The sequence below is a fragment of the Pseudomonas sp. FME51 genome, assembly GCF_014897305.1.
This window is the reverse complement of the sequence record NZ_JABUYN010000025.1, coordinates 1-20,509: the sequence shown is the minus strand read 5'-3', so window position 1 is coordinate 20,509 and position 20,509 is coordinate 1. Positions and strand designations below refer to the sequence as shown.

The window sequence follows — 20,509 nt, the reverse complement described above, 5'->3', positions numbered from 1 at the left end:
GATGCTCCGCGTCCCGGTTTTGACGTTGTGCAGGCTGTCAGCTCGGACGCAGAGCGTCCACTGCGCGGGTTCCCACGCTGGAGCATGGGAACCATCGGTTTGGGTGGCTCTGCGCCCCGGTTTTAACACTGTGCTGGCTGTCAGTTCGGACGCTGGAGCGTCCACTGCGCGGTTACCACGCTGGAGCGTGGGAACCATCTGAAACCGAGTACTAGCTCAGACCATGATCGTTCCCATGCTCCGCGTGGGAATGCCTGCCGGGATGCTCTGCGTCCCGGTTTTGACGTTGTGCAAGCTGTCAGTTCGGACGCTGGAGCGTGGGAACCATCTGCACTTCTCCCCACGCCCCAGGCCCGCGCTCCGCCCTCACCCTCTCGGCTCAAGCCTCAGGCACACCGAGTTGATGCAATAGCGCAGTCCCGTCGGCGGTGGGCCGTCTGGGAAGACGTGGCCCAGGTGCGAATCGCAGCGGGCGCAGAGGACTTCGGTGCGGTGCATGCCGTGGGTGTAGTCTTCAGTTGTGGTGATGGCGTCTTCGCTTACCGCCTCATAGTAACTGGGCCAGCCACAACCGGCGTCGAACTGGGTGTCGGTGTCGAACAGAGGCGCGTCGCAGCATACGCAGTGGTATTCACCCGGCTCGCCCTTGAGATGGTACTCACCGGAAAATGGCCGTTCGGTACCTTTCAGTCGACAGACCTGATACTGGGTATCGTCCAGTTGTTCACGCCAAGCGTCGTCCGACTTGATTACTTTGTCCATATTTCCTCCGCAAGTTGTGTGTTCGGGCTTTCTTCGCCGGAACCGCAGTCGTATCATGCTCGTTTTGCATTCGCGATTACAGCCCCCTCATCACCCCGATTTACAGGTAAGTATCATGCAGGTTAGCAAGTCCAACAAATTGGCCAATGTCTGCTACGACATTCGCGGGCCCGTGCTGCGCCATGCCAAACGCCTCGAAGAGGAAGGTCACCGGATTCTCAAGCTGAATATCGGCAACCCGGCACCCTTCGGTTTCGAAGCGCCTGAAGAAATCCTCCAGGACGTGATTCTCAACCTGTCCACTGCCCAGGGCTACAGTGATTCGAAGGGGCTGTTCTCGGCGCGTAAGGCGGTGATGCATTACTGCCAGACCAAGAACATCCAGGGTGTTGGCATCGAGGATATCTACCTCGGTAACGGCGTGTCCGAGTTGATCGTGATGGCGATGCAGGCGTTGCTGAACAATGGCGATGAGGTGCTAATCCCAGCACCGGATTACCCGCTGTGGACGGCTTCCGTGAGTCTGTCGGGTGGCAAGCCGGTGCATTATCTGTGCGACGAGCAGTCGGACTGGTACCCGGATATCGCGGATATTCGCAGCAAGATCACTCCTAATACCAAGGCCATGGTGCTGATCAACCCGAACAACCCGACCGGCTCGGTGTATCCACGCGAGGTGCTGGAGCAGCTGGCCGAGGTCGCTCGTGAGCACAAGCTGCTGGTGTTGGCGGACGAGATCTACGACAAGATTCTGTACGACGGTACCGAGCATGATTCCTTCGCCGCTGTCGCGCCTGATCTGCTGTGCCTGACCTTCAACGGGCTGTCGAAGTCCTACCGGATAGCGGGTTTCCGGTCCGGCTGGATGATCATCAGCGGTCCGAAACAAAAAGCTGCCAGCTATATCGAAGGCCTGGAGATTCTGTCTTCCATGCGTCTGTGCGCAAACGTGCCGGCGCAGCATGCGATTCAGACTGCGCTGGGTGGCTATCAGAGCATCAATGATCTGATTTTGCCCGGCGGCCGCCTGCTGGAGCAGCGCGATCTGGCCTGGGAGATGCTGAACGACATTCCCGGGGTGAGCTGCACCAAGCCCAAGGGGGCGCTGTATCTGTTCCCGAAACTGGATCCGAAGGTATACCCGATCCACAACGACGAGAAGATGGTGCTGGACCTGCTGCTGCAGGAGAAGATCCTGGTCGTTCAGGGCACCGCCTTCAACTGGCCGTGGCCGGATCACTTCCGCATCGTGTCGCTACCGCGCAAGGATGATCTGGAAATGGCGATCGGGCGAATTGCGAACTTTTTGCATGGGTATCGTCAGTAGGTTCTTTGTAGGAGGGCCGCCTCGGCGCGACGGCGTGCGAAGCGCGCCCTGGTTTGCCGGTTAGCTCAGTGTCCTCGAGTTTTGGCTGGCCTGGCGGCCAGCGTCGCGGCGAGGCGCCCCTCCTACAGCCCCACTCGACACGCTTTGATACAGACTGCCGATTGAATCCCTGCCGGCCAGCCCCAAATATACGCCTAGCTATAACAGCCCTAGGAGTTTCATTTAAATGATGCGTATTTTGCTTTTTCTGGCAACCAACCTTGCCATTGTTCTGGTTGCCAGTGTCACCCTGAGTCTGCTGGGTGTTGGCAGCATGCACGATGGTCAGGGTGGTATGAACCTGACGTCGCTGTTGATTTTCTGTGCCGTGATCGGGTTTGCCGGCTCCTTCGTTTCCCTGTTCCTGTCCAAGTGGATGGCCAAACGTGGCACCGGTACCCGCATCATCACCCAGCCCCAGACCCGTCAGGAGCAGTGGCTGGTTGATACTGTCGCCGAGCTGGCCCAGGCGGCGAATATCGGCATGCCGGAGGTGGGTATCTTCCCGTCGCGGGCGTCCAATGCCTTTGCGACTGGCTGGAACAAGAACGCGTCGCTGGTGGCGGTTTCCGAGGGGATGCTGCAGCGCTTCAGCCCTAACGAGGTTCGTGCGGTCATGGCGCACGAGATTGGTCACGTGGCCAACGGCGATATGGTGACCCTGACCCTGATTCAGGGCGTGGTTAACACCTTTGTGATGTTCTTTGCGCGGATCATCGGTAACTTCGTGGACCGTGCCGTGTTCAAGAATGAGGGCTCTGGCCCGGGCATCGGTTATTTCATTGCGACCATCGCGGCCGAGCTGGTTCTGGGCATCCTCGCCAGCATCATCGTGATGTGGTTCTCGCGCCAGCGCGAATTCCGCGCCGATGCTGCTGCCGCGCAGTTGAGCGGCAGCGCTAACATGATTGCGGCGCTGGAGCGTCTGCGTGCCGAGCAGGGCATTCCGGTCGAAATGCCCGGTGAAATGACTGCTTTCGGTATCAACGGCAACCTGAAGAACGGCCTCGCCGGCCTACTGATGACCCACCCGCCACTGGAGCAGCGCATCGCTGCACTGCGCGCCGGGAATTATCGCTAAGCCGCCGCCCCTCTCCCTGAGCGGGGCGCAGAGCGCCCCAGCATGCATTCCCACGCTGGAGCGTGGGAACGATCGGCGTGGTCAGCTGGACCTGGCGCCAGACCCCAACCGCGACAACCACACCCATCCACCGATGGCTCCCATGCTCCGCGTGGGAGCCCCGCTGTGGACGCTCCTGCGTCCGAACCCGCCGCCTGTACAGCGCCAAAACCGGGACGCAGAGCGTCCCAGCAGGCATTCCCACGCTGGAGCGTGGGAACGATCGACGTGGTCAGCTGGACCTGGCGCCAGCCCCCAACCGCGACAACCACACCCATCCACCGATGGTTCCCATGCTCCGCGTGGGAACCGCGCCACGGACGCTCCTGCGTCCGAACCCACCGCCTGTACAGCGCCAAAACCGGGACGCAGAGCGCCCCAGCAGGCATTCCCACGCTGGAGCGTGGGAACGATCGGAACGTCCGCGTGGGAACATTCTGGCCTCCCCTCCCTGGAAACTTTCTGTCATCCCGTGGTCACAACATTGGTCTATGCTTCGTTTGTGTCAGACATCGCAGAGTTGTCGACATCTACCCGATTAGAGCTGATTTGGAGAAAAATCAATGAATCTACAGGTACAGCAGAAACAGCGTTCCCTTCACGAATATCTGCCCCGCCCGTCTCTGCAGGCACAGGGCTTTTTGGTCGATGAGCATGGCCGTGAGATTGCCATTACTGAACGTATGATCCAGCAAGCCTGTGAAGAACTTGATGGGCAATGGGTCGCGCCACGCGCTGCCAACGCCCGCTGAAACGGCCACGGCCAACCAAGCTATAAATTATTGTGGGAGCGGCCTTGGCCGCGAGGTTTTACTGCAGGCTATTCGCGGCCAAGGCCACTCCCACAAGAAAAACCGCCTCCACAAAACCAGCCTGCTCTGTCATGGCCATCACTCAGCTTCGCGCTCGCTCAGAACTCATCGCCTGACACAAACCCCGCCGCAATCAATCGCCGGGCCACCTGTGGTTCGGACGCGGCGGTGTTGATACGCAACAGATTGCATTCCCGCCGCAGGGGATAATCCTTGCGCAACCGATCAAATCCTTCCCGACTGGCCTGTTCCGATGGCGCAGCTGCCAGCATGGCGCGCAGGCGGGCGTCATCATCGCGGACGTCATAGACCTGACGCAGGGCTTTGCTCAGCAGCCAGTCGGTTGGTGTGCCGGGTTCCATTACCCATTCCCCCGCGCCTGTACGCGGCGCCAGCTGATCCAGCGTCAGCGTGGCCGGTGTATCAAGAAAACGGCATAACGCCTGATAGATCTGCGCAGTGCCGCGCAATTTTCCATCGAGGCTGTAACCGGCGATGTGAGGGGTAGCCAGGGCGCATCGGGCGGCCAGTTCCGGGTCGACCAGAGGTTCGGTCTCCCATACGTCCAGCGCGACCCGCAGGTCCGGGCGCTGCGCCAGAACCGTCTTCAAGGCCGTATTGTCGATCACCGGTCCACGGCTGCTGTTGATCAGCCAGGTACCAGGCCGCAGTGCGCGCAGGCGTGGTTCGTTGAACAGGTGATGCGTCGCATGCTTGCCGTCTGTGGTCAGCGGAACGTGGCAGCTGATGACATCGCAGCGGCTGATCAGCTCATCCAGTTCGACCAGGCCCTCAACGCCCTGCTCGGCACGAGGCGGGTCGCAGAGTACGGTTTCAATACCGAGGGCGTCGAGTGTGGTGGCGAGCCGACCACCTACTTCCCCCACACCGACGATGCCGACCACCTTGTTCTGCCAGGCACTGGCGCTGCGCTCGGACAGTGTCAGCAGGCAACTCAATACGTATTCCACCACACCGCGCGCATTGCAGCCTGGCGCGCTGGCGACCTCGATGCCCGCGGCGGCCAGTCCCGACAGATCCAGGTGGTCGGTGCCTATGGTGCAGGTACCAACGAAACGCACTGGAGTGCCGGCGAGCATGGCAGCGCTGACCTTGGTCACCGAGCGCACCAGCAGCACATCGGCATCGCTGACCGAGGTGTGATCAATCAGCCGCCCCGGCAAACGCGTCAGACGGCCAAAATCAGCGAGAAATTCGTCAAGCAGCGGGATGTTTTCGTCAGCAACTATATGCATGGTGCAGGTCCGTGATGGGCGATGAGGTCATTGTCGGAGTGGTTCCAGTATCTGTCCAGCGTGGCAGATTCCGATCATTCCCACGCTCCAGCGTGGGAATGCATGTCGGGATGCTCTGCGTCCCGGCTTTAACGTCATGCAAGCGGATGGCTCGGACGCTGGAGCGTCCACGGCGCGGTTACCACGCTGGAGCGTGGGAACCATCGGTTGGGGGCAAGCTCTGCGCCACTCTGCCACTCTGCCACTCCGCCCCCACCCCACCTCACAGCCCCCAGCCCTGCGACCCAAGCGGCTACACCCGATCGTCCCCACGCTCCAGCGTGGGAATGCATGTCGGGATGCTCTGCGTCCCGAGCCCACCGTTCACAGCCGCTCGACGCTGAAGTCCTGCGCTTGCAGTGTGTCGCCGGGGCGGTAGTGGGTCAGTAGTGCGTTGATGAATCGGGCCGGTCGCTCGGGGATGCCTTGGCTCAGGTAACTCTGCACCTGCTCGACCACACGCGTCTTGAAGGGCGTCGGGTCGGTGGCGTCGCCGCTGAGGTTGTCCAGGCTGACACGGAAGGGATGCCCCGCCGCTTCGCAGAATAGCCACTCCAGTGCCTGGGGCTTGACTTCAACCTGCTCGAAAGCGCCCTGCTGCTCAGCGGTGCGACCATCCGGGGCGTACCAATAGCCGAAGTCGGCCAACTGCCGACGGGCAGCGCCGGCGACGCACCAGTGGGCCAACTCTACTAAACTCATCATAATTAATGTACATACATAACTATCTGTTAAATATAAATAAATGAAAAAGCAATCAAAAGCAACAAATAAACTCAAAAGTGTACAAAAAAGCAGCTTTGACACCATGAATTGTACATCAAACTAACATAAAGCATATCAGGTACTAAGAGTCAGCTTCATATCAACCTGCCTAAGCTTAATCTGATGCTGTATGTCATCTCACTACTTTGCAAAAATACTTCATGTTGTTATGTGCTTGTTAACAATTTTAGATCGCACAATTTTTGATTGAAGCCCCCATCATCAGTTTCTAAAACAGTATTGAAAATGAGTTGACTGATAGCTGACTGAGGCATCCTGTAATTTCGTTTAAATGGCGCAACCTCCCAATTATTAGCCAGTGCTTTTTCCATATTCTTGCTAATGTTACCTACAACGGAATTGGCTGCTTGCAATTTGCCAATCCCACCTCTCATGTAATATGCAGCCGAATCTTTTACAGCTCTCCATATAAAGTTGTAGATCTGAGCGACACTAAAGCATCTCAGACATTGGGAAATAACTAATTTTGTTTTTTCACCAGGAGAAAAATGCAATCGGTGCTCGCACAATGTATGCTTTAGAAATGCTAAGCACTCGAATAACTGAACTTCTAAACAGAGCTGGAAAAAATCGTCGCTTTGCTTGAGCTCTTCTTGATACTGCTCTGTAGAAAACTTATCAAGCAGATTGATCAGCTCAGGTGTCTGAAATGGTATCTCAAGTCTGCTATTGAAAAGATCTAACGTAAAGTTATCGTCATCTTTAATTACAATAGATCTTAGTGGCGTATTAATACTGATCCATGAGATTCGATTATCAATCAGATATTTCAAGATTATCCTATCGTAATCAATATCTGGTGAGAGCTTACATTGTGGGTTATCAGCCAATGATGTAAGTTGATCTAAGTTTTCATGTCCCAGAGCCTGTATTGCAGAAGCAAGATACACTTTTTCCTTTAAGCTAAGTTTCTGTATATTTTTCTGATCACTTAATACTGCATTCTTAATCGACTCTAAAATGCTCAATTGATTATTTATTAGTGATTGATGCTCGGCATCTGAACAAATATTACAGAGGGTATCAGAATATAGATTACGGCTATTGAACTGATTACGTGAAGTCAGTTGGTAGGGTACTCGACAGCTTTCACAACATATATTCTCGAAGGAAACATAGGCATGTTTACTAACGAGGTTGCTGACGATATGGGCTTTCATAGAATGCTTTTCGGCAATCTCTCTAATAGTATACGTAAACGAACCCTGATCATTTAGCTGCCAGTAGTCTTTACATAGCTCAAAAAGACTTTTCACATCGGTTCGGATTTCCAGAAGCATCCAGTCCCTCCAAATGGGTATTATAGTCCGTGGAATTGTATGCGGTCTCTCGTGATAGTTCTACTCTTTGAAGTAAGACTAAGCAGATGAAAAACGAGAAGTTAGTTTCTTTCGGGCAAAGAGTGAGAGAGTTACGAAAAAACAAAGGGTTATCTCAAGAGGCAATGGCAGCTTTGGCCAGTGTTGACCGAAGCTACATGGGCCACATTGAACGAGGCGAAAAATATATCACACTAACAAAAATCTATCAGATCAGCGATGCTCTGGAGATTGATGTGGCTGACCTGTTCCCTCGCCCAGTGGAAGAGAGTTAGTCTGCTGCAATTTTCACTTATGATTCAGTGTAATACTGTTTATTATAAGGTTTTAGATGTCCTAGAAAAACACTACTTGTCGATTCCGTAATACATCACCATCATATTTTACGCTTAAAGGGTTAATGGCCTTTTGAACAGCTTCAGCAAGATCATTTACTTCGTTATAGATTATTCTTAGCGCCTCTAATTTTTCTTCAGAATTAAATATCTTTCTTGACTCATCAGGGACTATTAGCGAGTTTCTCCTGTCATCAATGTACGAAATTATTAGCAAGTATGAGCGTAGATTTTCAAGGAGTGTTAACGGCAAATATTGACTGCAATATAAACTTTCATTCATAGAATAGGCAATCGCAGCGATGTCATAACTTGTCAGCTTTTTTGCTTTCGTTTTTTTATAATCAGGCATATCGGCAATGATGTTTTTCATTAACCGAGTTACTTTTTTAAGGTTACCTCTGTACTGAGTGTCTCTGTCATTTACCTTTTTGATGTGAAGAAAAGGCTTGTTCTCAATTAAAGCATGATTGTCTTTGTCGTAAATTTTTACTGCTCTGAAGTGTTCAAGCTTTGATCTTTGGAAGTCATGCGTGTCGTGCCAACTACTTGGAACTATATCCACTTTTCGTCTAAGGCTACCCCCACTAAGAGCAATCGACTTGGCTCCGCTAGTGTTTACTTCAGCAGCATGATAGCGAGACTTGAGTTTCGCTTCCGACTGAAGTCTCAACTCTCTTACAATATCAACCATTGGCCGAGTATCGCTTGAATCTGAGTAGTGGGTACCTGACAAAGCTGGTCCTTGGACAGTAATTACATCCGATTTCAGTATCAACATATCTACGTCAGAATGACCTTCGATATGAATATCCAATGCAACAGAGCCTTGCATTCTAGCTTCGGCATTGATTCCTGACGTTTTGAGCATGTCAATCAGTGTTGATGCTACTCGCTCACCCTCGTCTTTCGAAACTTTTGTAGACTCTTGGCTGACTGATGCCATTGAACCAATTACATATTTTATCGCAGCATTTTCATGTAGCTTTTCATGCGCCTCTGTCGGTCTTAGATCGCCATAGTAAGAATACATGCCTTTTTCCAGACGATCTCTTTCGGCTGTCCCTTGGCGGCGATTTTTTAGGTTTGCTAGTCTGTTTTCAAAGTTGATCATTATTGTTCTTTCCCTAAAGTCATTCTTCCGAAAGTCCTTCTCCCGTTACTATTGAAGTAAGCGGCTTCACCTTGGTTTAAATCTTTGTTAAAAACTAATTCGCAATAGCCTTTGTGTGAATTCAATTCATGAAATTGATCAGTATCAGGATTATTCGTATAGCTATAGTGAAGAATCCAACCGCCTTTTGTTCCTGGCTTTTTTCCAAGTGTAGCGGTATAGCTTTCACTTGAGCTCTTTGCCGTCTTTAAGGATATACAGATCTTTTCCCAAGTTTGCTCAATATCTATTTCGGCTTCCCATTTGTACTTTGTGGAGCCATCTTCATTTAGCGTTTCACCTTTCACTGACCATATTCCACCGATATTAGGGATGCTAAAGAATGGTATTCTCCATGCGAACCGATCAAAACAATAGTGTAGTCCAAAATAAATTATGGCGGGCGTTATTATGGCAGTTGCTAATGCTTCTATGTTTGTTACTTCGTATACCAAAACCAACAATGAAGAAACAGCGCCTGTCAATATTACAGATGCTACACCAAGCCATCTTCCTATTGTGGCTCTGCTGTGCCCAAATATTGCGTAATCATGCATTTATTTTCTCCTCGGCATTCTGTGATCATGAAAGCCATCCCATACAATGATTCTTTACTAATTTTCAAATTTATCATTACCTAATCCATTAGCTGGTAAAAACCATGACTGTATATATGCCCAGCTATACAGAGAAGATCTTGGAAAACTAATCTACCCTCAGAATTAAATAGCTTTAATATCAAGATCCGTAGATGCTTCAATCAATTTTTATGACGGTACTCCACCAATTGCTCCAAAAATAATTGTACCAAATCAACCACATGCTAAACCGATCAGCTTGGCTGAGTAAGACTGCTCAGGTTTCACGATATTCCGGTGATGAAGTTCACGCTCCAAGACAGCTTCAATTTTATGTAAATCTACTGCGTGAGCACCGTTCTTTCCCTTAGCTTTAAACACTACGTCTATTTGCTTTTCTAAATTAGGTAGCCGGTTACCATCGCCATCGACAGCAAGTTTCATGATGGAGTGAACATTGTGTCCTTTTTCGTTGGCAGCCCTTACTTCCCATACAGAAACGGTTTCACCAGCATTCAGCTCACTGGAATAGAAACCAAGGTATTCAGGATCAAGATTGCGGTATTTATCAAGCTGCTCTGCAATCACGGGATGATCCAAACCAATCAGATGCAATTTTTCTGAATTATTCGCTTCTTCCCGATCCGTGGTAAACAGCATTTGTTCGAGGCCATCTTTTACCAGGGCAAATTGCTTTTGTCCGCGTATCTCAATGGCTTCACCTTCGTATGGCAAGGCTTTCTGCATGAACCGGATCAGGTCGTCTATGGATTCCCCGGTATCTGATAGTGGTGCGTAGTCATCCAAACTAAAACCGTCCAGATCCTGGAATAGTTCGAATACCGCATCCTTAGCATGACGGGCGTTATCCATAGCCGCCTCAAGCTCTAGCCGGGTGCGTTTAAGCTCTGGGTCTTGCAGTGCCTGCGAATAAAGTTGCTGATAGTTCACCTGCTCCGATAATTGGCCAAGGATCTGTGATCGAAGGTCTTCTTCCACCTGCCCCTTCTCATCCACTTTGCCGAGTGCCTTGGCAATCTCCTCCAGCTTTTCATCCAGCAGCAGGAAAATGCGACCTTCAATGGTGTCACCCAGCACAAGGTTATAAACCTGCGCAGTATCTCGCTGTCCATAGCGGTGAATGCGGCCGATGCGCTGTTCCATATCCATTGGATTCCACGGCAGGTCAAAGTTAAACAGCACCCGAGCATGCTGCAGGTTGATACCTTCTCGACCGGCTGCTGTACAGATCATTACGCGAGGGCCATTGGCCTGTTTGAAGCGCCGTTCTGCCGCGAGCTTACTTCCGTGATCACCACCTTTAAGCACAACCACACCTTGGCCTGGATACGCTTTTTCAATCTGCTCTCCCAGCATTTCCACCGTACCCAGATAAGTGGCAAATATCACAATCCGCTCCTCTGGATTTTGTTGCCACAGCACGCCCAAAGCCCCAATGAGTTTATCTACTTTGGTTTCTCGGGCTGAAGGGAATAGTCCCAGTAGTTCTTTAATGCGGAATCGCTCTTCTGGCAGGGCGTATGCCACAGCATCCATAGCCGCATCTTCAGCGGCGGACGTTTCCAGCTCATCGGTAAACGTATCGGATGCAGCAGCCAGCTGCTCTTCGTTAATTTTTTTAAGGAGGCGACGCTTGATGTCATTCAATATACGGTCGATCTCAAGGTCAGAAAGACGGTCATGACCTAAATCGAACTCGACGCGAATCTGTTCTTTCGCCTCATTAAAAGCAAAGTCTCTGGCATCGATGTCGAGATTTTCATCGTGCATCAAGCCCTCATGGACAGTCAGGGCCAAAAGTCTTCGTCTCAAGGTGCGATGCACAGCAGCAAAGCTCGATGCCGCAATCTTTTGGAAGATCGTCATTACAAAGCCCAGGGCCGTTCCTTTCCCGCCTTGCTTCTTCGCCAGAGCAAAACCGTCGCGCAGGTATTCATTCAAGGCGTTATAGAAATCGCGCTCCTGGTCTGACATCGAAAAGGCTTCGGTATGCACCCAGCGTCTGGCAAACAGCGTGGAGCCATCGGCTTTACAGGCGTCGGCTTTGGTGCGGCGGAAGATGATTGGATTCAGGCGGTGACGTTCTTCCACCATCTCGGTTTCACTGGAAAACAAAGTGGGGTCAAGCAAATCAATCAGCTTCCAGAAACGGAAATGATCGCCCTGATGTGGTGTGGCCGAGAGCAGAATCATATCCCTACTGTGGTCACGTAATGCTTCCGCCAGTTTGTAGTTCTGGGTCTTGCGGGTTTTGCCGCCTTGCTTATAGGCGGTGCAGTGATGCGCTTCATCAAAAACAATCAAATCCCAACGGGGTGCTTCGAGTATTTTCTTGATTCTTGCAGGGCGCTTTAAGGTGTCGATACTGGCAATCAGCAGATTATGCTTCGCAAACGCATTACTGCGCCGGTCGCTGACGTCACCTTCGCGGCCGAACACTTCAAAATTCAAATTGAAAACTTCATTCAGCTCGCGGTGCCAGTTGTTAACCAGACCCGCCGGAACAACCATCAAAGCCCGGTTCAGTTCGCCACGACTGGCCAATTCCCGCAACACTAATGCGGTTTCAATGGTTTTCCCCAAACCCACTTCATCGGCAATCAGAAAACGACGCGGGCTCGCGCAGGCAACCCGATGAGTCAGAACCACCTGATGGGGTAGCAAATCAATCTTGGCTGAAGTCAGCGAGCTGGCTGAGTCCTGAAGGGGTAATTCATGCGCCTTCCAAGAGAGCCATGCTTTCGTGTCGCTATCGGTATGGCTGCCAATACTGGCCACCACGCGTTCATTATGGCTAAGTGCCGCCACCAGGGTGCTGACAGGTACCTGCCGCTCACCTTGGGGGAAAAAGACACGGGCGTAGCCACCCGCAGCCGAAATAACAACACCTTGGCCAAATTCAAAATGGCTGACGCGTTCACCGGGTTGAAAAATCATGGTTACCCCTATTAGCTGATCCGCTCTAGGTATAAACCCAGCCATTCGTTCGTTTTTCCACCAGAGGTGGATTCAATCCGGCGCACATCTTTTTGTGCGCCGTTCCAGATGCATTGCCCCAACGGGAACATCTGGGCATCGCATTTACCGGCCAAGCACCAGTGGTAGGTACTGGTGGTCAGATCTTCTTTCCAGCGGCCCTGATCCGGCATCCAGAAAATCAACGCAGCATCAGCATGGTTCTGGAAGTCGTAGATCATTTCGTAAATCTCGGATTCCAGCCATTCCAGTGCATCTTCTGGCGATAAGGCGTCTACGGCTACGTCTAACCCTGCCACGTATAAGCCATCGTCATTTAACAGCGGCATATCATCCGGCCACCCTGCTTCGTAATAGCCGATGAACTGACGCAAGCTGATTACCTGGCTGGCAGCATTTAGCTCTGCCAGGGTTTTGCCACACCAGAGCACTGAGATGCCGCGTCGCTTCCATTTGTCGTCGGTCAGCACACCGCTCATACTTCGCCTTCCATATCAAACAACGAGATCTGCTGTTGCACCACAGACTGGTGCTCCGCCTCCCAGCGGGTATATAGCTGGCGAGCCGTAATGGTTGCAGTACGCATGGTGCTGTCTGCACCATTGTGTATGAGCCAATCCAATAGATGCCCTAACGCTGGGTGAGGCTTAAATTCTTCATCCAGAATTTTCCTGGTGGTGATGCCGCTTTCCGGGTAACAGGCGCCAACAAGCAACATGGCCTGATCAAAGTCACGGCTAATATTTCGCTTACTTGTTAATCTATCTTGTGCGATTTCTGTTGGAGATCCCCAGTAGAAAATCTTCTTCCTTTCTTCTGCCCAGCCACGACCAATAAAGTCACTAGGGCTAATGCCTGTCCCTTTAAGGATCTTTTGCATGTGATCACGGGGAACCTCTTGTTTACCGCCAAATATTCTCAAAAATTGTCGAGTGAAAGGTTCGCAGACAACAGGTGTGGACAACCCATCTGTCTCACCTTGATCCTCCAACAACTGATTAATGCCTACCAAAGCCTCCTTCACGGAGAAATCACGACCATCCTCGACATAAACCTTGCCGTAATGCTTCGAGAAATACTCAAGTGCTTTACCGCGTTTTATCACCTGAACATCAGCTTCAGGAAGGCCTGCATTTTGATGGTGCTCAAGGATGTCTTGGAGCTGCCTTACATCGCCTAATATCTTGCGTCTTAGTCTCGCCCAACTGACTTTCTCGGGCTCTACTAGTCTCTTTCGGCAGACATGAATTATATCGTATTCAATTAACTGGGAACCAAACGTCCCAGGCTTCCCACCTTCACCCTTCGTTTCATCGCTACGGATTGGATAAGTTGCTTCAAGATAGAAGCCAGCTTCAAACAAGCTATTTAGAACTGATATCCAAGGTGCATCCTGACTATGATGAAAAGTAAAGGCTAAAATTCCACCAGGTTTTAATGTTCTGGCCGCTTCCTTCCAGCACTCTCCTAGCAACTTCTGAAAGAAAGCTTCAGGCTCTTGAGGGTTTCTCGCAGGATTTGTCACGGCCTCAAGCGTCTTCGGAGTGTGTTTAACAGAAAATAATGAGTTTGAATCCTGATAAAAGAGCCTCATCCAAACATAGAAGAAATCAGCCAATTCAGCATACTGAATATTATTTCCAAATGGCGGGTCTGTAATGACCAGATCCAGCGAGCCAGATGCAATGTGAGCCAACTCTGTTGAAGACCCACAACTAATATTAGTTTGAGGGATCACCGGGTCGCATGTTCTAATTTTTGTACCTGAACCACTAACTAGCTTTTTAAATTTATTGTCTGCCTCTATCAACGCCGAATTGACCACGATTTCCCAAGGACGCTTTGTCCACTCAATTCCTTTAATTGAGTTTGCAGCACATGACGCCCAGTTACCCCTGCCAAAATTAGAAAATACATTGTTTTCTATTGATACATATTTTGGATGGTAGTTATTATTGCTGAATAACGGCTCAAGTTTGTCTCCTTGAGGATTCCAAAAACAAAACATGTTCTGGTTTCGCGAGTAGGATTGAAATACCCCAATCAGCAAATCAATTGAGGTTTCTGAATACCCCTTCTTCCTGATCGCTTTAATCTCTTTGACAAACGTAGCGAGCACTAATAGCTGCCTAGCATTAAACATGTCCGCATAGGTTGGAAACCCATGCTCAGCAATACTCTGCTTGGTTGTCTTTAACCCGAATGCAAGCTCAGCCCTCGGCCAGCAATCCCTAAGATCAGAATCCTTGCGATCATGCCATTCGTTAAAAGCTTTCTTCAATATATCAATAGATTTCTGGGTAGGAGCTCGAAAAAAACGGCCTCCATATACGCCGCTATCCTGTTTGTAGTCAGGAGATACGCAATGTTCAGCAAAAGGAGCGATAGCACCGGATTCACCTGACGCGCTCATGGCCATTAGTACGTCCTGTTGTTTACCACAGGTTTCCTCTTGACAAGTAAATGTTGATTTCTTTGGTATCGTTGCTTCTTTAGTAGAAAATATTTCTCCTGTATGTGGGTCTGCAACTTGGCTACCTACACTACCGCGAACCTCTATCAACTCTATAGCTTCGAGCCGCTTATCAAACCATCGTGCAGTGCTCTTGGGATCAGATAGATTTGTTCCACCCAAACGACCATTCGATTCAGAAGAACCACTTCCTTTTAACCAGGCAGGTGACACCAGCAAAGTAAGATTGATCTTCTTTGTCTTCCGCAATACTTTAGGTAAAAGAGTCGATTCCCCTTTTTTAACAACTACAGTGTCTACGATTCGATGTTCACAATGAGGACAGTTAAACTCTCCATTTTTTCCAATAATTGCAAAAGGTTTTTCGGTCTCTGAAACAATAAGTCTTGCTTCAGGAGCCATTCGGGCAGCTTTCAATTCGACATCAAAACTATGATGGCAATTTGGGCATTCAAAATCTAACCACGCGCTGACGGAAAGTGATTTCACTGATACCACAGGTGAAGACATCAGCGGAGTACGGTGGCCACATCCGGGAGCAGCACAGGGGCCATGCTTAGCCCAGAAGGTGTAAATCACCTCTGGGCCTTCGTATACGTAGTCTTTGCGTTCTTCAGGTGTCAGAGCCAGCGGATCAAAATCGCCCATGACTTTACCGGTAGAACGCTGTGTCCATTTTCCTTTTTCGCCATCAGGGCCTTCGCAAGCGTAAAACGGCATGATCTGGGGTTTTACTTCCCGTTCGATGTGATCAAACAGTTTGTTCACTTCATCCAGATCGACGTCAGCCAATTCATTCTTTACAACCAGCCAGGCAACCGGGTTGAGATCGTTGCCTGTCATCTGCATGCCGAGACGCGCACCTTCTACCAATGTGGTACCGCCCCCCATGAAAATGTCAGCCACTTTCAATTTTCTGAAGGCTTGGTTGTCCTGGTGATTGGCGTAATAATTGTCCCAAACAAGCTTCGCCGCTTCAGAAGGCTCATCAGGTGCTTTGGTTGCAGCCGCAATCAACATAGAGCGGAACACGCTGGAGCGGCGACGTGCCCACCACTTACTCATCTGGTAGATGGGTTTGCCCGCATTACCTTCAATCTGCGCAATCTGGTTAATCGGCAGAATCGGGAAATCTACCTCAAGGCAGGTTAAGGGGCGATTGGGATCAGAAAAATCTACCGATTCCAGTTGTGCTTTTTTACCCGCACCAACGGCTTCTGCGACCAACTCAGCTGTAAGTTCCGCTTTCGTTTTTTTAGTTGCCATAAAATTACTTATCCAAAGGCCAGCACAATTTGCTGACTATTAATTATTCGGTTTCGACAGCTCGATAAAGGGGACAGCCACTTCTAACAGGCTCAGCCCACCATGGGCCAAGCTTGGGTAGCCCCCTTGTGAACGCCATTTTTTGCGGCCCAGCACAATGTTCCAATTGCCATGCTGTGTCGTCAGTACCTGAGATAATGGCGGTACCCAATGCTGTTCGGTTTTTGCGTCTTTCACTTCGTTATTACGCCCAGACTTAAATTGCCCTTTCAAATAGGCTTTTTGGTCTTCCGGGTAAACGTCAGGAAACAACGCGGGGTTTGAATACCCATGGTCGGCAGTAATAACCAGACGACGGCCCGTGGCCAGTTTGTCGATGAAGGCCCAGAATTCATCGCCGGTTAATACGGCTGCGGCTTCTTTCGCCAACACCCGATAACCAGCTCCCTGTTCTGCCAGGTGATGCATGCGCTCATCAGGCCAGTGATGCCAGAAGATAATGTTGGGGTCGGCCTTGATCAGCGATGCGCAATCCACCCATGGCAAGTCGGTGGATTCAGTGAAGGCTTCAGGGAAAGCTGCGCTATTACCCTGGTTGTTTTGCAATCTAGTTCGCTGCCCAAACCCCATTGCCCGAGCAAACGGCGTGGTATCACCGGGTAGCTCAGAGGCGGTCGCACCGGCGCTGTGAACTGTGTAGCCCCGCTGCTGCGCACTTTCGAGAATCCAGGGCGCTTCGCGGAGCGACAATGCATCCAGAATCAGGATGGCTTTCGGTGTTGTCTGGCGTTGCCAGAATGCTTTCAGAGCATCTGCCGTTTTTGGCGAAGCACTCTCGAACGATGCCCACAAATCCCAGGCACTGCCTGCCAACACGTCATCCAAGGGTTTGATGGCTCTATCCCGTTCGGTTGTTTTTGCATCCGCCAGATCCTGTCTGATCGGTTCTGCAAACAGGGGCCAGAGGGCCGAAAAAATTTTCGGCCATGCTTCCTGTGCGGGCAGTCTGTGTATATCAGCGATCAGTGACTTATCCATATGCTTTCGCTCGTCGATTATTGTTCTTTATCCAAATCCAGAGAGTAAGTAACACCATCCGGTAAATTTTTCAGCAGATGCTCTAACTGTGCGCCAGTGAGCTGCGAGGTAGACAATTTAACGTCCTTCACCTTACTGCCTTTGTTAATGCCCCATTGTTCAAGCTTACCGAGTAAGCTCAATGTGGATGTGTTCTGGGCGCTGTGATGAGCAACGAACTCGCCACTGGAACCACCGAATAGCGATCCCGGCGTTGGTGTCGTACCGGATGCTGAGCCGCCATTGCCTGAGCCTGCGGTTGGCTCTTTAACACCACCGGTAGTGAATTCTTCTGGCACGCCTGGAACAGGCTGAACAGGGACAGAACCGCCTGAGCCAACAGAGCCTCCGGGCAGGTGCAGTGTTGTATCTTCCAGATCTTTACCGCTACCCAGCTTCCCACGTACTCGCAACCAAGCATCTTCCGTGGTTTCTGACGGCTTTTTCTCGTAAAGACCGCCTTTGGCGTTGATGGCAATCTTGCCTTCTGCACAGGCTCGGCCAATACGCTCTTTAACCGCTGTTTCACCCAACCAGGGAATGCTTTCTGCACCTTTTGGGGCTGGCTCTTTCAGCTGTTCGATGAGGTCGGCCACGCTACGGCTATTGGTTGCGGCATCAAGCAGCATGGTGTCGAATTCTTCTGGAATGAACAGCTCGCTGCGGATTTTCACATCCAGCTTTTCGAGGATCTGTAACCCTTCTGCGCCGTGCTGTGAAATCTCAAATTCGCATTGAGATGGGTCTGCGAAATTCCATACGACCAAGACTGCAAAACGATCAAAGCGGGATTGCAACTGCTCACGCAGTTCCTTCTGGTACTTCAGATGCAATTGAGCGTACTCACGCTCGGAGTTTTTCCAATCGCTAGCGAGATAAACCGCACGGGCTAATACCAGCAAAGACTTATCGTAGAAAATGTCGCCAGTACCCACACGTGGCAGCAGGAAGCGCACAGTGTTTCTTGCCTTGGCAACATGTGTCTTCAGCCATTCCCCCAGCTCTTTGTTGTCCAGCGATGCCTTGGGCATAACAATCACTGGAATCCGGTTATCCCAATGCTGAGGATGGTCTTTTTCTTCAATATCCGCCCATGGCGAAGTGCGCCACAGTTTCTTTAAGACAATGGTTCGATAGATATTCGACTGATTGCCATCCCCAACCAGGGCGTAACGAATCTCTTTGGCGAGGTGTTCTACATCCTCATCCTTTTGAAAGAGCTTGTCGTTTTTAGCATGTGCTAACAGCTTGGCCTGTGGATTCACCTCGTTCTTGAAGACCAAACGGTTGGCTTGGCGGTGAATGTTGAAGCTGTTGTCCTCGATGACTGCAAGCTCGGCGGCAAACAGGTTGTCATCAATCGCTTTGCGCTCGGTAATATCCAGCTGCAACTCTGACGGCTCTGCACCGGCATGATTCTCCAGTGACAGGGAACGAAGCCAGAGAGCGGAAAGAATGGGCTCAAGATGTGGCACTTGAGCAGCTGGTACACCGTTTTTAACGGCTTCGAGATTGCGCAGTGCATTCTCACGCAAATCTCGATGTAGTTGACTTGCTACTGAGTCCAGCAGTGAGGTAACACCAGATTTTTCAGTTGTTAAGCTGAAATTCGCTGGCGTCAGTATGGCTGTATCATCACCAGATTCCTTAAAGACGTCTACCAGAATACGCAAAAGATCGCGTGTTTCTTGAGTTTCGGTTGCGATAAGTACCTGATCGTCCAGCAATTGTAGAAGTCGTGGCGAGTATGGCCAGGCCTCAATGAATTGCTGCCTGTGTTTTTCATGCTCAGAGCCTGAGATGTGACTCAAACGCAGGAATTCATCCACATGAGTTTTAATCAGTGAGGTAATATCAGACTCTGGGATGTTCATCCGATTTTCGAAGATCCGATAGAGTAACAAACGCTGCCTGTCTCGTTTGGCTTCTGGCCCTTTAAAGTCGACGCGCACCGGGTTAACGCGGAACAGCTGCTGCGCCGCATCAGAGTTACCTTCGCGCACAGAAACGACAAGTGTCAAAAGTTCAGGGTGCTTTTCAGATATTTCCGAAAGAATTTGAATAAAGTTAAATGCCCAGCTCTTACGCTTATGCTGATTGGAGTTTGTTAAGCCCTCAAACCACGTCTGGAATTCATCCAGAATAAGGATGAATGGCTTATTCTCGGCCATTTCCAGAATCAGGTCATAACCAGGCACTTCCGTGCCGTGCACTTCCCACTTGGCTTTAATGATATTGCCATGCGGATGCTGGTCGAACAGAACATCCCATACATGCTTATAGCGTTGCAGGTGCAAGCTTTCGGTAATGACATGCATGCCATACTGTAATTTGAGACCTGCAATGTCAGGATTTTTCAGTCGGGTAGACCAGTCATTCAACCAGTTTACTGTTGCATCCTTATCCTGATGCATGTGTGACAGTGCGGCCATAAGGTGTGATTTACCTTGGCCTCGCGCACCGATAATTACGACAGGCTCAGCCCGGCCAGCTTGTACAGCTTCCACAGTCTTGAGCATGTCGATTGAAGGGTAAGTGATCTTCAGAAATTCACTTGCAGACTTATCGAGCGCACCAGTGCCATTCCGGTTATGCATTTCGATCATCGTTCCTTTGATACGACGACCAGAAAACTCCTCACGTAACTTCAGTCCTAGCATGGTTAGCTCTCTTTATTACTTGGTATTTGGTTGTGTTGCTGCGCTATCCAGGTATCTATCTCTTCTTTCTTAAAACGCCACGAGGTGCCCACTTTGAACGCTGGGATCTTTGCTGCTGTGGCCATGCGATAGACGGTACGCTCGTTGAGCTTGAGGTACGACGCGACATCCTTGACGGTCATTATTTGCTCACTCATGTTTGTTGTCCGCAGTTAGTACAGTGTTTTGTCAGCTTGTCGGAATAGTACAAGAATGTCACCATGTGGACAACAATATCACTAAATGTCAAGTCATGATTTGCTCACAGCAAGACCCAGCGAACCAGCTCCCGCACAGGGACATCGTAAAAATCTTGGTAATCCCCCCATTTTCAGCGGGGCTCAGAAGTAGAGTCAGGCCGCCATGGCCAACTTCTGTCTTGGCGTGATACCACCCAAGGCCATGTTTGGCCGTTCTGCGTATTCCGGCGAGCGTGACCGGTCATTCCGGGCATCGTGACCGGTTTGCACA

Annotated in this window: 16 protein-coding genes; 4 read left to right on the top strand and 12 right to left on the bottom strand. The window is 50.5% G+C overall.

What is annotated here, in order from left to right; all coding sequences use genetic code 11:
• Positions 1–366: 366 nt before the first annotated feature.
• The gene (gene msrB / locus INT39_RS22050) at positions 367–762 is read right to left on the bottom strand and encodes a peptide-methionine (R)-S-oxide reductase MsrB (protein ID WP_193076121.1); all 396 of its coding nucleotides are present in this window, start codon (positions 760–762) and stop codon (positions 367–369) included.
• A gap of 115 nt (positions 763–877) precedes the next feature.
• Between msrB and INT39_RS22045 the strand changes: the two genes are divergently transcribed.
• From INT39_RS22045 to INT39_RS22035, 3 genes are all read left to right on the top strand, one after another.
• Positions 878–2,089: a pyridoxal phosphate-dependent aminotransferase gene (locus tag INT39_RS22045; protein WP_193076120.1), complete on the top strand. Its 1,212-nt coding sequence runs from the start codon at positions 878–880 to the stop codon at positions 2,087–2,089.
• A gap of 226 nt (positions 2,090–2,315) precedes the next feature.
• The gene (htpX, locus tag INT39_RS22040) at positions 2,316–3,209 is read left to right on the top strand and encodes a protease HtpX (RefSeq protein WP_193076119.1); all 894 of its coding nucleotides are present in this window, start codon (positions 2,316–2,318) and stop codon (positions 3,207–3,209) included.
• A 602-nt stretch (positions 3,210–3,811) separates the two neighbouring features.
• Positions 3,812–4,000, top strand: coding sequence for a PA1571 family protein (locus INT39_RS22035; RefSeq protein ID WP_193076118.1), 189 nt, complete (start codon positions 3,812–3,814; stop codon positions 3,998–4,000).
• A gap of 158 nt (positions 4,001–4,158) precedes the next feature.
• Here the strand turns inward: INT39_RS22035 and pdxB are convergent, their stop codons facing one another.
• From pdxB to INT39_RS22020, 3 genes are all read right to left on the bottom strand, one after another.
• On the bottom strand, positions 4,159–5,316 hold the full coding sequence (pdxB, locus tag INT39_RS22030; protein ID WP_193076117.1) for a 4-phosphoerythronate dehydrogenase PdxB: 1,158 nt from the start codon (positions 5,314–5,316) through the stop codon (positions 4,159–4,161).
• Positions 5,317–5,679: 363 nt separating this feature from the next.
• Positions 5,680–6,060 (bottom strand): elongation factor P hydroxylase, encoded by a 381-nt coding sequence (locus tag INT39_RS22025; protein ID WP_319021410.1) that lies wholly within the window; start codon positions 6,058–6,060, stop codon positions 5,680–5,682.
• Positions 6,061–6,287: 227 nt separating this feature from the next.
• The gene (locus INT39_RS22020; RefSeq protein ID WP_193076115.1) at positions 6,288–7,421 is read right to left on the bottom strand and encodes a hypothetical protein; all 1,134 of its coding nucleotides are present in this window, start codon (positions 7,419–7,421) and stop codon (positions 6,288–6,290) included.
• 86 nt (positions 7,422–7,507) lie between these two features.
• On the opposite strand from INT39_RS22020, the gene INT39_RS22015 reads away from it, so the two are divergent.
• Positions 7,508–7,735, top strand: a complete 228-nt coding sequence (locus tag INT39_RS22015; RefSeq protein ID WP_193076114.1) for a helix-turn-helix domain-containing protein — start codon at positions 7,508–7,510, stop codon at positions 7,733–7,735.
• Positions 7,736–7,796: 61 nt separating this feature from the next.
• Here the strand turns inward: INT39_RS22015 and INT39_RS22010 are convergent, their stop codons facing one another.
• From INT39_RS22010 to mads1, 8 genes are all read right to left on the bottom strand, one after another.
• Positions 7,797–8,909, bottom strand: coding sequence for a hypothetical protein (locus INT39_RS22010; protein WP_193076113.1), 1,113 nt, complete (start codon positions 8,907–8,909; stop codon positions 7,797–7,799).
• A complete protein-coding gene (locus tag INT39_RS22005; RefSeq protein ID WP_193076112.1) occupies positions 8,909–9,505 on the bottom strand; it encodes a pancortin-3 in 597 nt (198 codons plus the stop codon). The genes INT39_RS22010 and INT39_RS22005 overlap by 1 nt, the downstream gene beginning before the upstream one ends.
• A 255-nt stretch (positions 9,506–9,760) precedes the next feature.
• Positions 9,761–12,484: a DEAD/DEAH box helicase gene (locus INT39_RS22000; RefSeq protein WP_193076111.1), complete on the bottom strand. Its 2,724-nt coding sequence runs from the start codon at positions 12,482–12,484 to the stop codon at positions 9,761–9,763.
• Positions 12,485–12,495: 11 nt separating this feature from the next.
• The gene (locus INT39_RS21995) at positions 12,496–13,002 is read right to left on the bottom strand and encodes a 5'-nucleotidase (protein WP_193076110.1); all 507 of its coding nucleotides are present in this window, start codon (positions 13,000–13,002) and stop codon (positions 12,496–12,498) included.
• Complete coding sequence (locus INT39_RS21990; RefSeq protein ID WP_193076109.1) at positions 12,999–16,262, bottom strand: DUF1156 domain-containing protein; 3,264 nt, start codon at positions 16,260–16,262, stop codon at positions 12,999–13,001. Before INT39_RS21990 ends, INT39_RS21995 begins: the two co-directional genes overlap by 4 nt.
• Positions 16,263–16,301: 39 nt before the next feature.
• Positions 16,302–17,300: an alkaline phosphatase gene (locus INT39_RS21985; RefSeq protein ID WP_193076108.1), complete on the bottom strand. Its 999-nt coding sequence runs from the start codon at positions 17,298–17,300 to the stop codon at positions 16,302–16,304.
• Between the two features lie 17 nt (positions 17,301–17,317).
• Positions 17,318–19,999 (bottom strand): hypothetical protein, encoded by a 2,682-nt coding sequence (locus INT39_RS21980; protein ID WP_193076107.1) that lies wholly within the window; start codon positions 19,997–19,999, stop codon positions 17,318–17,320.
• A 2-nt stretch (positions 20,000–20,001) separates the two neighbouring features.
• Entirely contained in the window at positions 20,002–20,196 is a 195-nt protein-coding gene (gene mads1 / locus INT39_RS21975; protein WP_193076106.1) for a methylation-associated defense system helix-turn-helix domain-containing protein MAD1, read from the bottom strand.
• Positions 20,197–20,509 lie beyond the last annotated feature (313 nt).

Bases quoted from the DNA above. Each gene is read 5' to 3' on its own strand.
- msrB (WP_193076121.1), bottom strand. From the start codon at position 762: ATGGACAAAGTAATCAAGTCGGACGACGCTTGGCGTGAACAACTGGAC.
- INT39_RS22045 (WP_193076120.1), top strand. From the start codon at position 878: ATGCAGGTTAGCAAGTCCAACAAATTGGCCAATGTCTGCTACGACATT.
- htpX (WP_193076119.1), top strand. From the start codon at position 2,316: ATGATGCGTATTTTGCTTTTTCTGGCAACCAACCTTGCCATTGTTCTG.
- INT39_RS22035 (WP_193076118.1), top strand. From the start codon at position 3,812: ATGAATCTACAGGTACAGCAGAAACAGCGTTCCCTTCACGAATATCTG.
- pdxB (WP_193076117.1), bottom strand. From the start codon at position 5,316: ATGCATATAGTTGCTGACGAAAACATCCCGCTGCTTGACGAATTTCTC.
- INT39_RS22025 (WP_319021410.1), bottom strand. From the start codon at position 6,060: ATGATGAGTTTAGTAGAGTTGGCCCACTGGTGCGTCGCCGGCGCTGCC.
- INT39_RS22020 (WP_193076115.1), bottom strand. From the start codon at position 7,421: ATGCTTCTGGAAATCCGAACCGATGTGAAAAGTCTTTTTGAGCTATGT.
- INT39_RS22015 (WP_193076114.1), top strand. From the start codon at position 7,508: ATGAAAAACGAGAAGTTAGTTTCTTTCGGGCAAAGAGTGAGAGAGTTA.
- INT39_RS22010 (WP_193076113.1), bottom strand. From the start codon at position 8,909: ATGATCAACTTTGAAAACAGACTAGCAAACCTAAAAAATCGCCGCCAA.
- INT39_RS22005 (WP_193076112.1), bottom strand. From the start codon at position 9,505: ATGCATGATTACGCAATATTTGGGCACAGCAGAGCCACAATAGGAAGA.
- INT39_RS22000 (WP_193076111.1), bottom strand. From the start codon at position 12,484: ATGATTTTTCAACCCGGTGAACGCGTCAGCCATTTTGAATTTGGCCAA.
- INT39_RS21995 (WP_193076110.1), bottom strand. From the start codon at position 13,002: ATGAGCGGTGTGCTGACCGACGACAAATGGAAGCGACGCGGCATCTCA.
- INT39_RS21990 (WP_193076109.1), bottom strand. From the start codon at position 16,262: ATGGCAACTAAAAAAACGAAAGCGGAACTTACAGCTGAGTTGGTCGCA.
- INT39_RS21985 (WP_193076108.1), bottom strand. From the start codon at position 17,300: ATGGATAAGTCACTGATCGCTGATATACACAGACTGCCCGCACAGGAA.
- INT39_RS21980 (WP_193076107.1), bottom strand. From the start codon at position 19,999: ATGCTAGGACTGAAGTTACGTGAGGAGTTTTCTGGTCGTCGTATCAAA.
- mads1 (WP_193076106.1), bottom strand. From the start codon at position 20,196: ATGAGTGAGCAAATAATGACCGTCAAGGATGTCGCGTCGTACCTCAAG.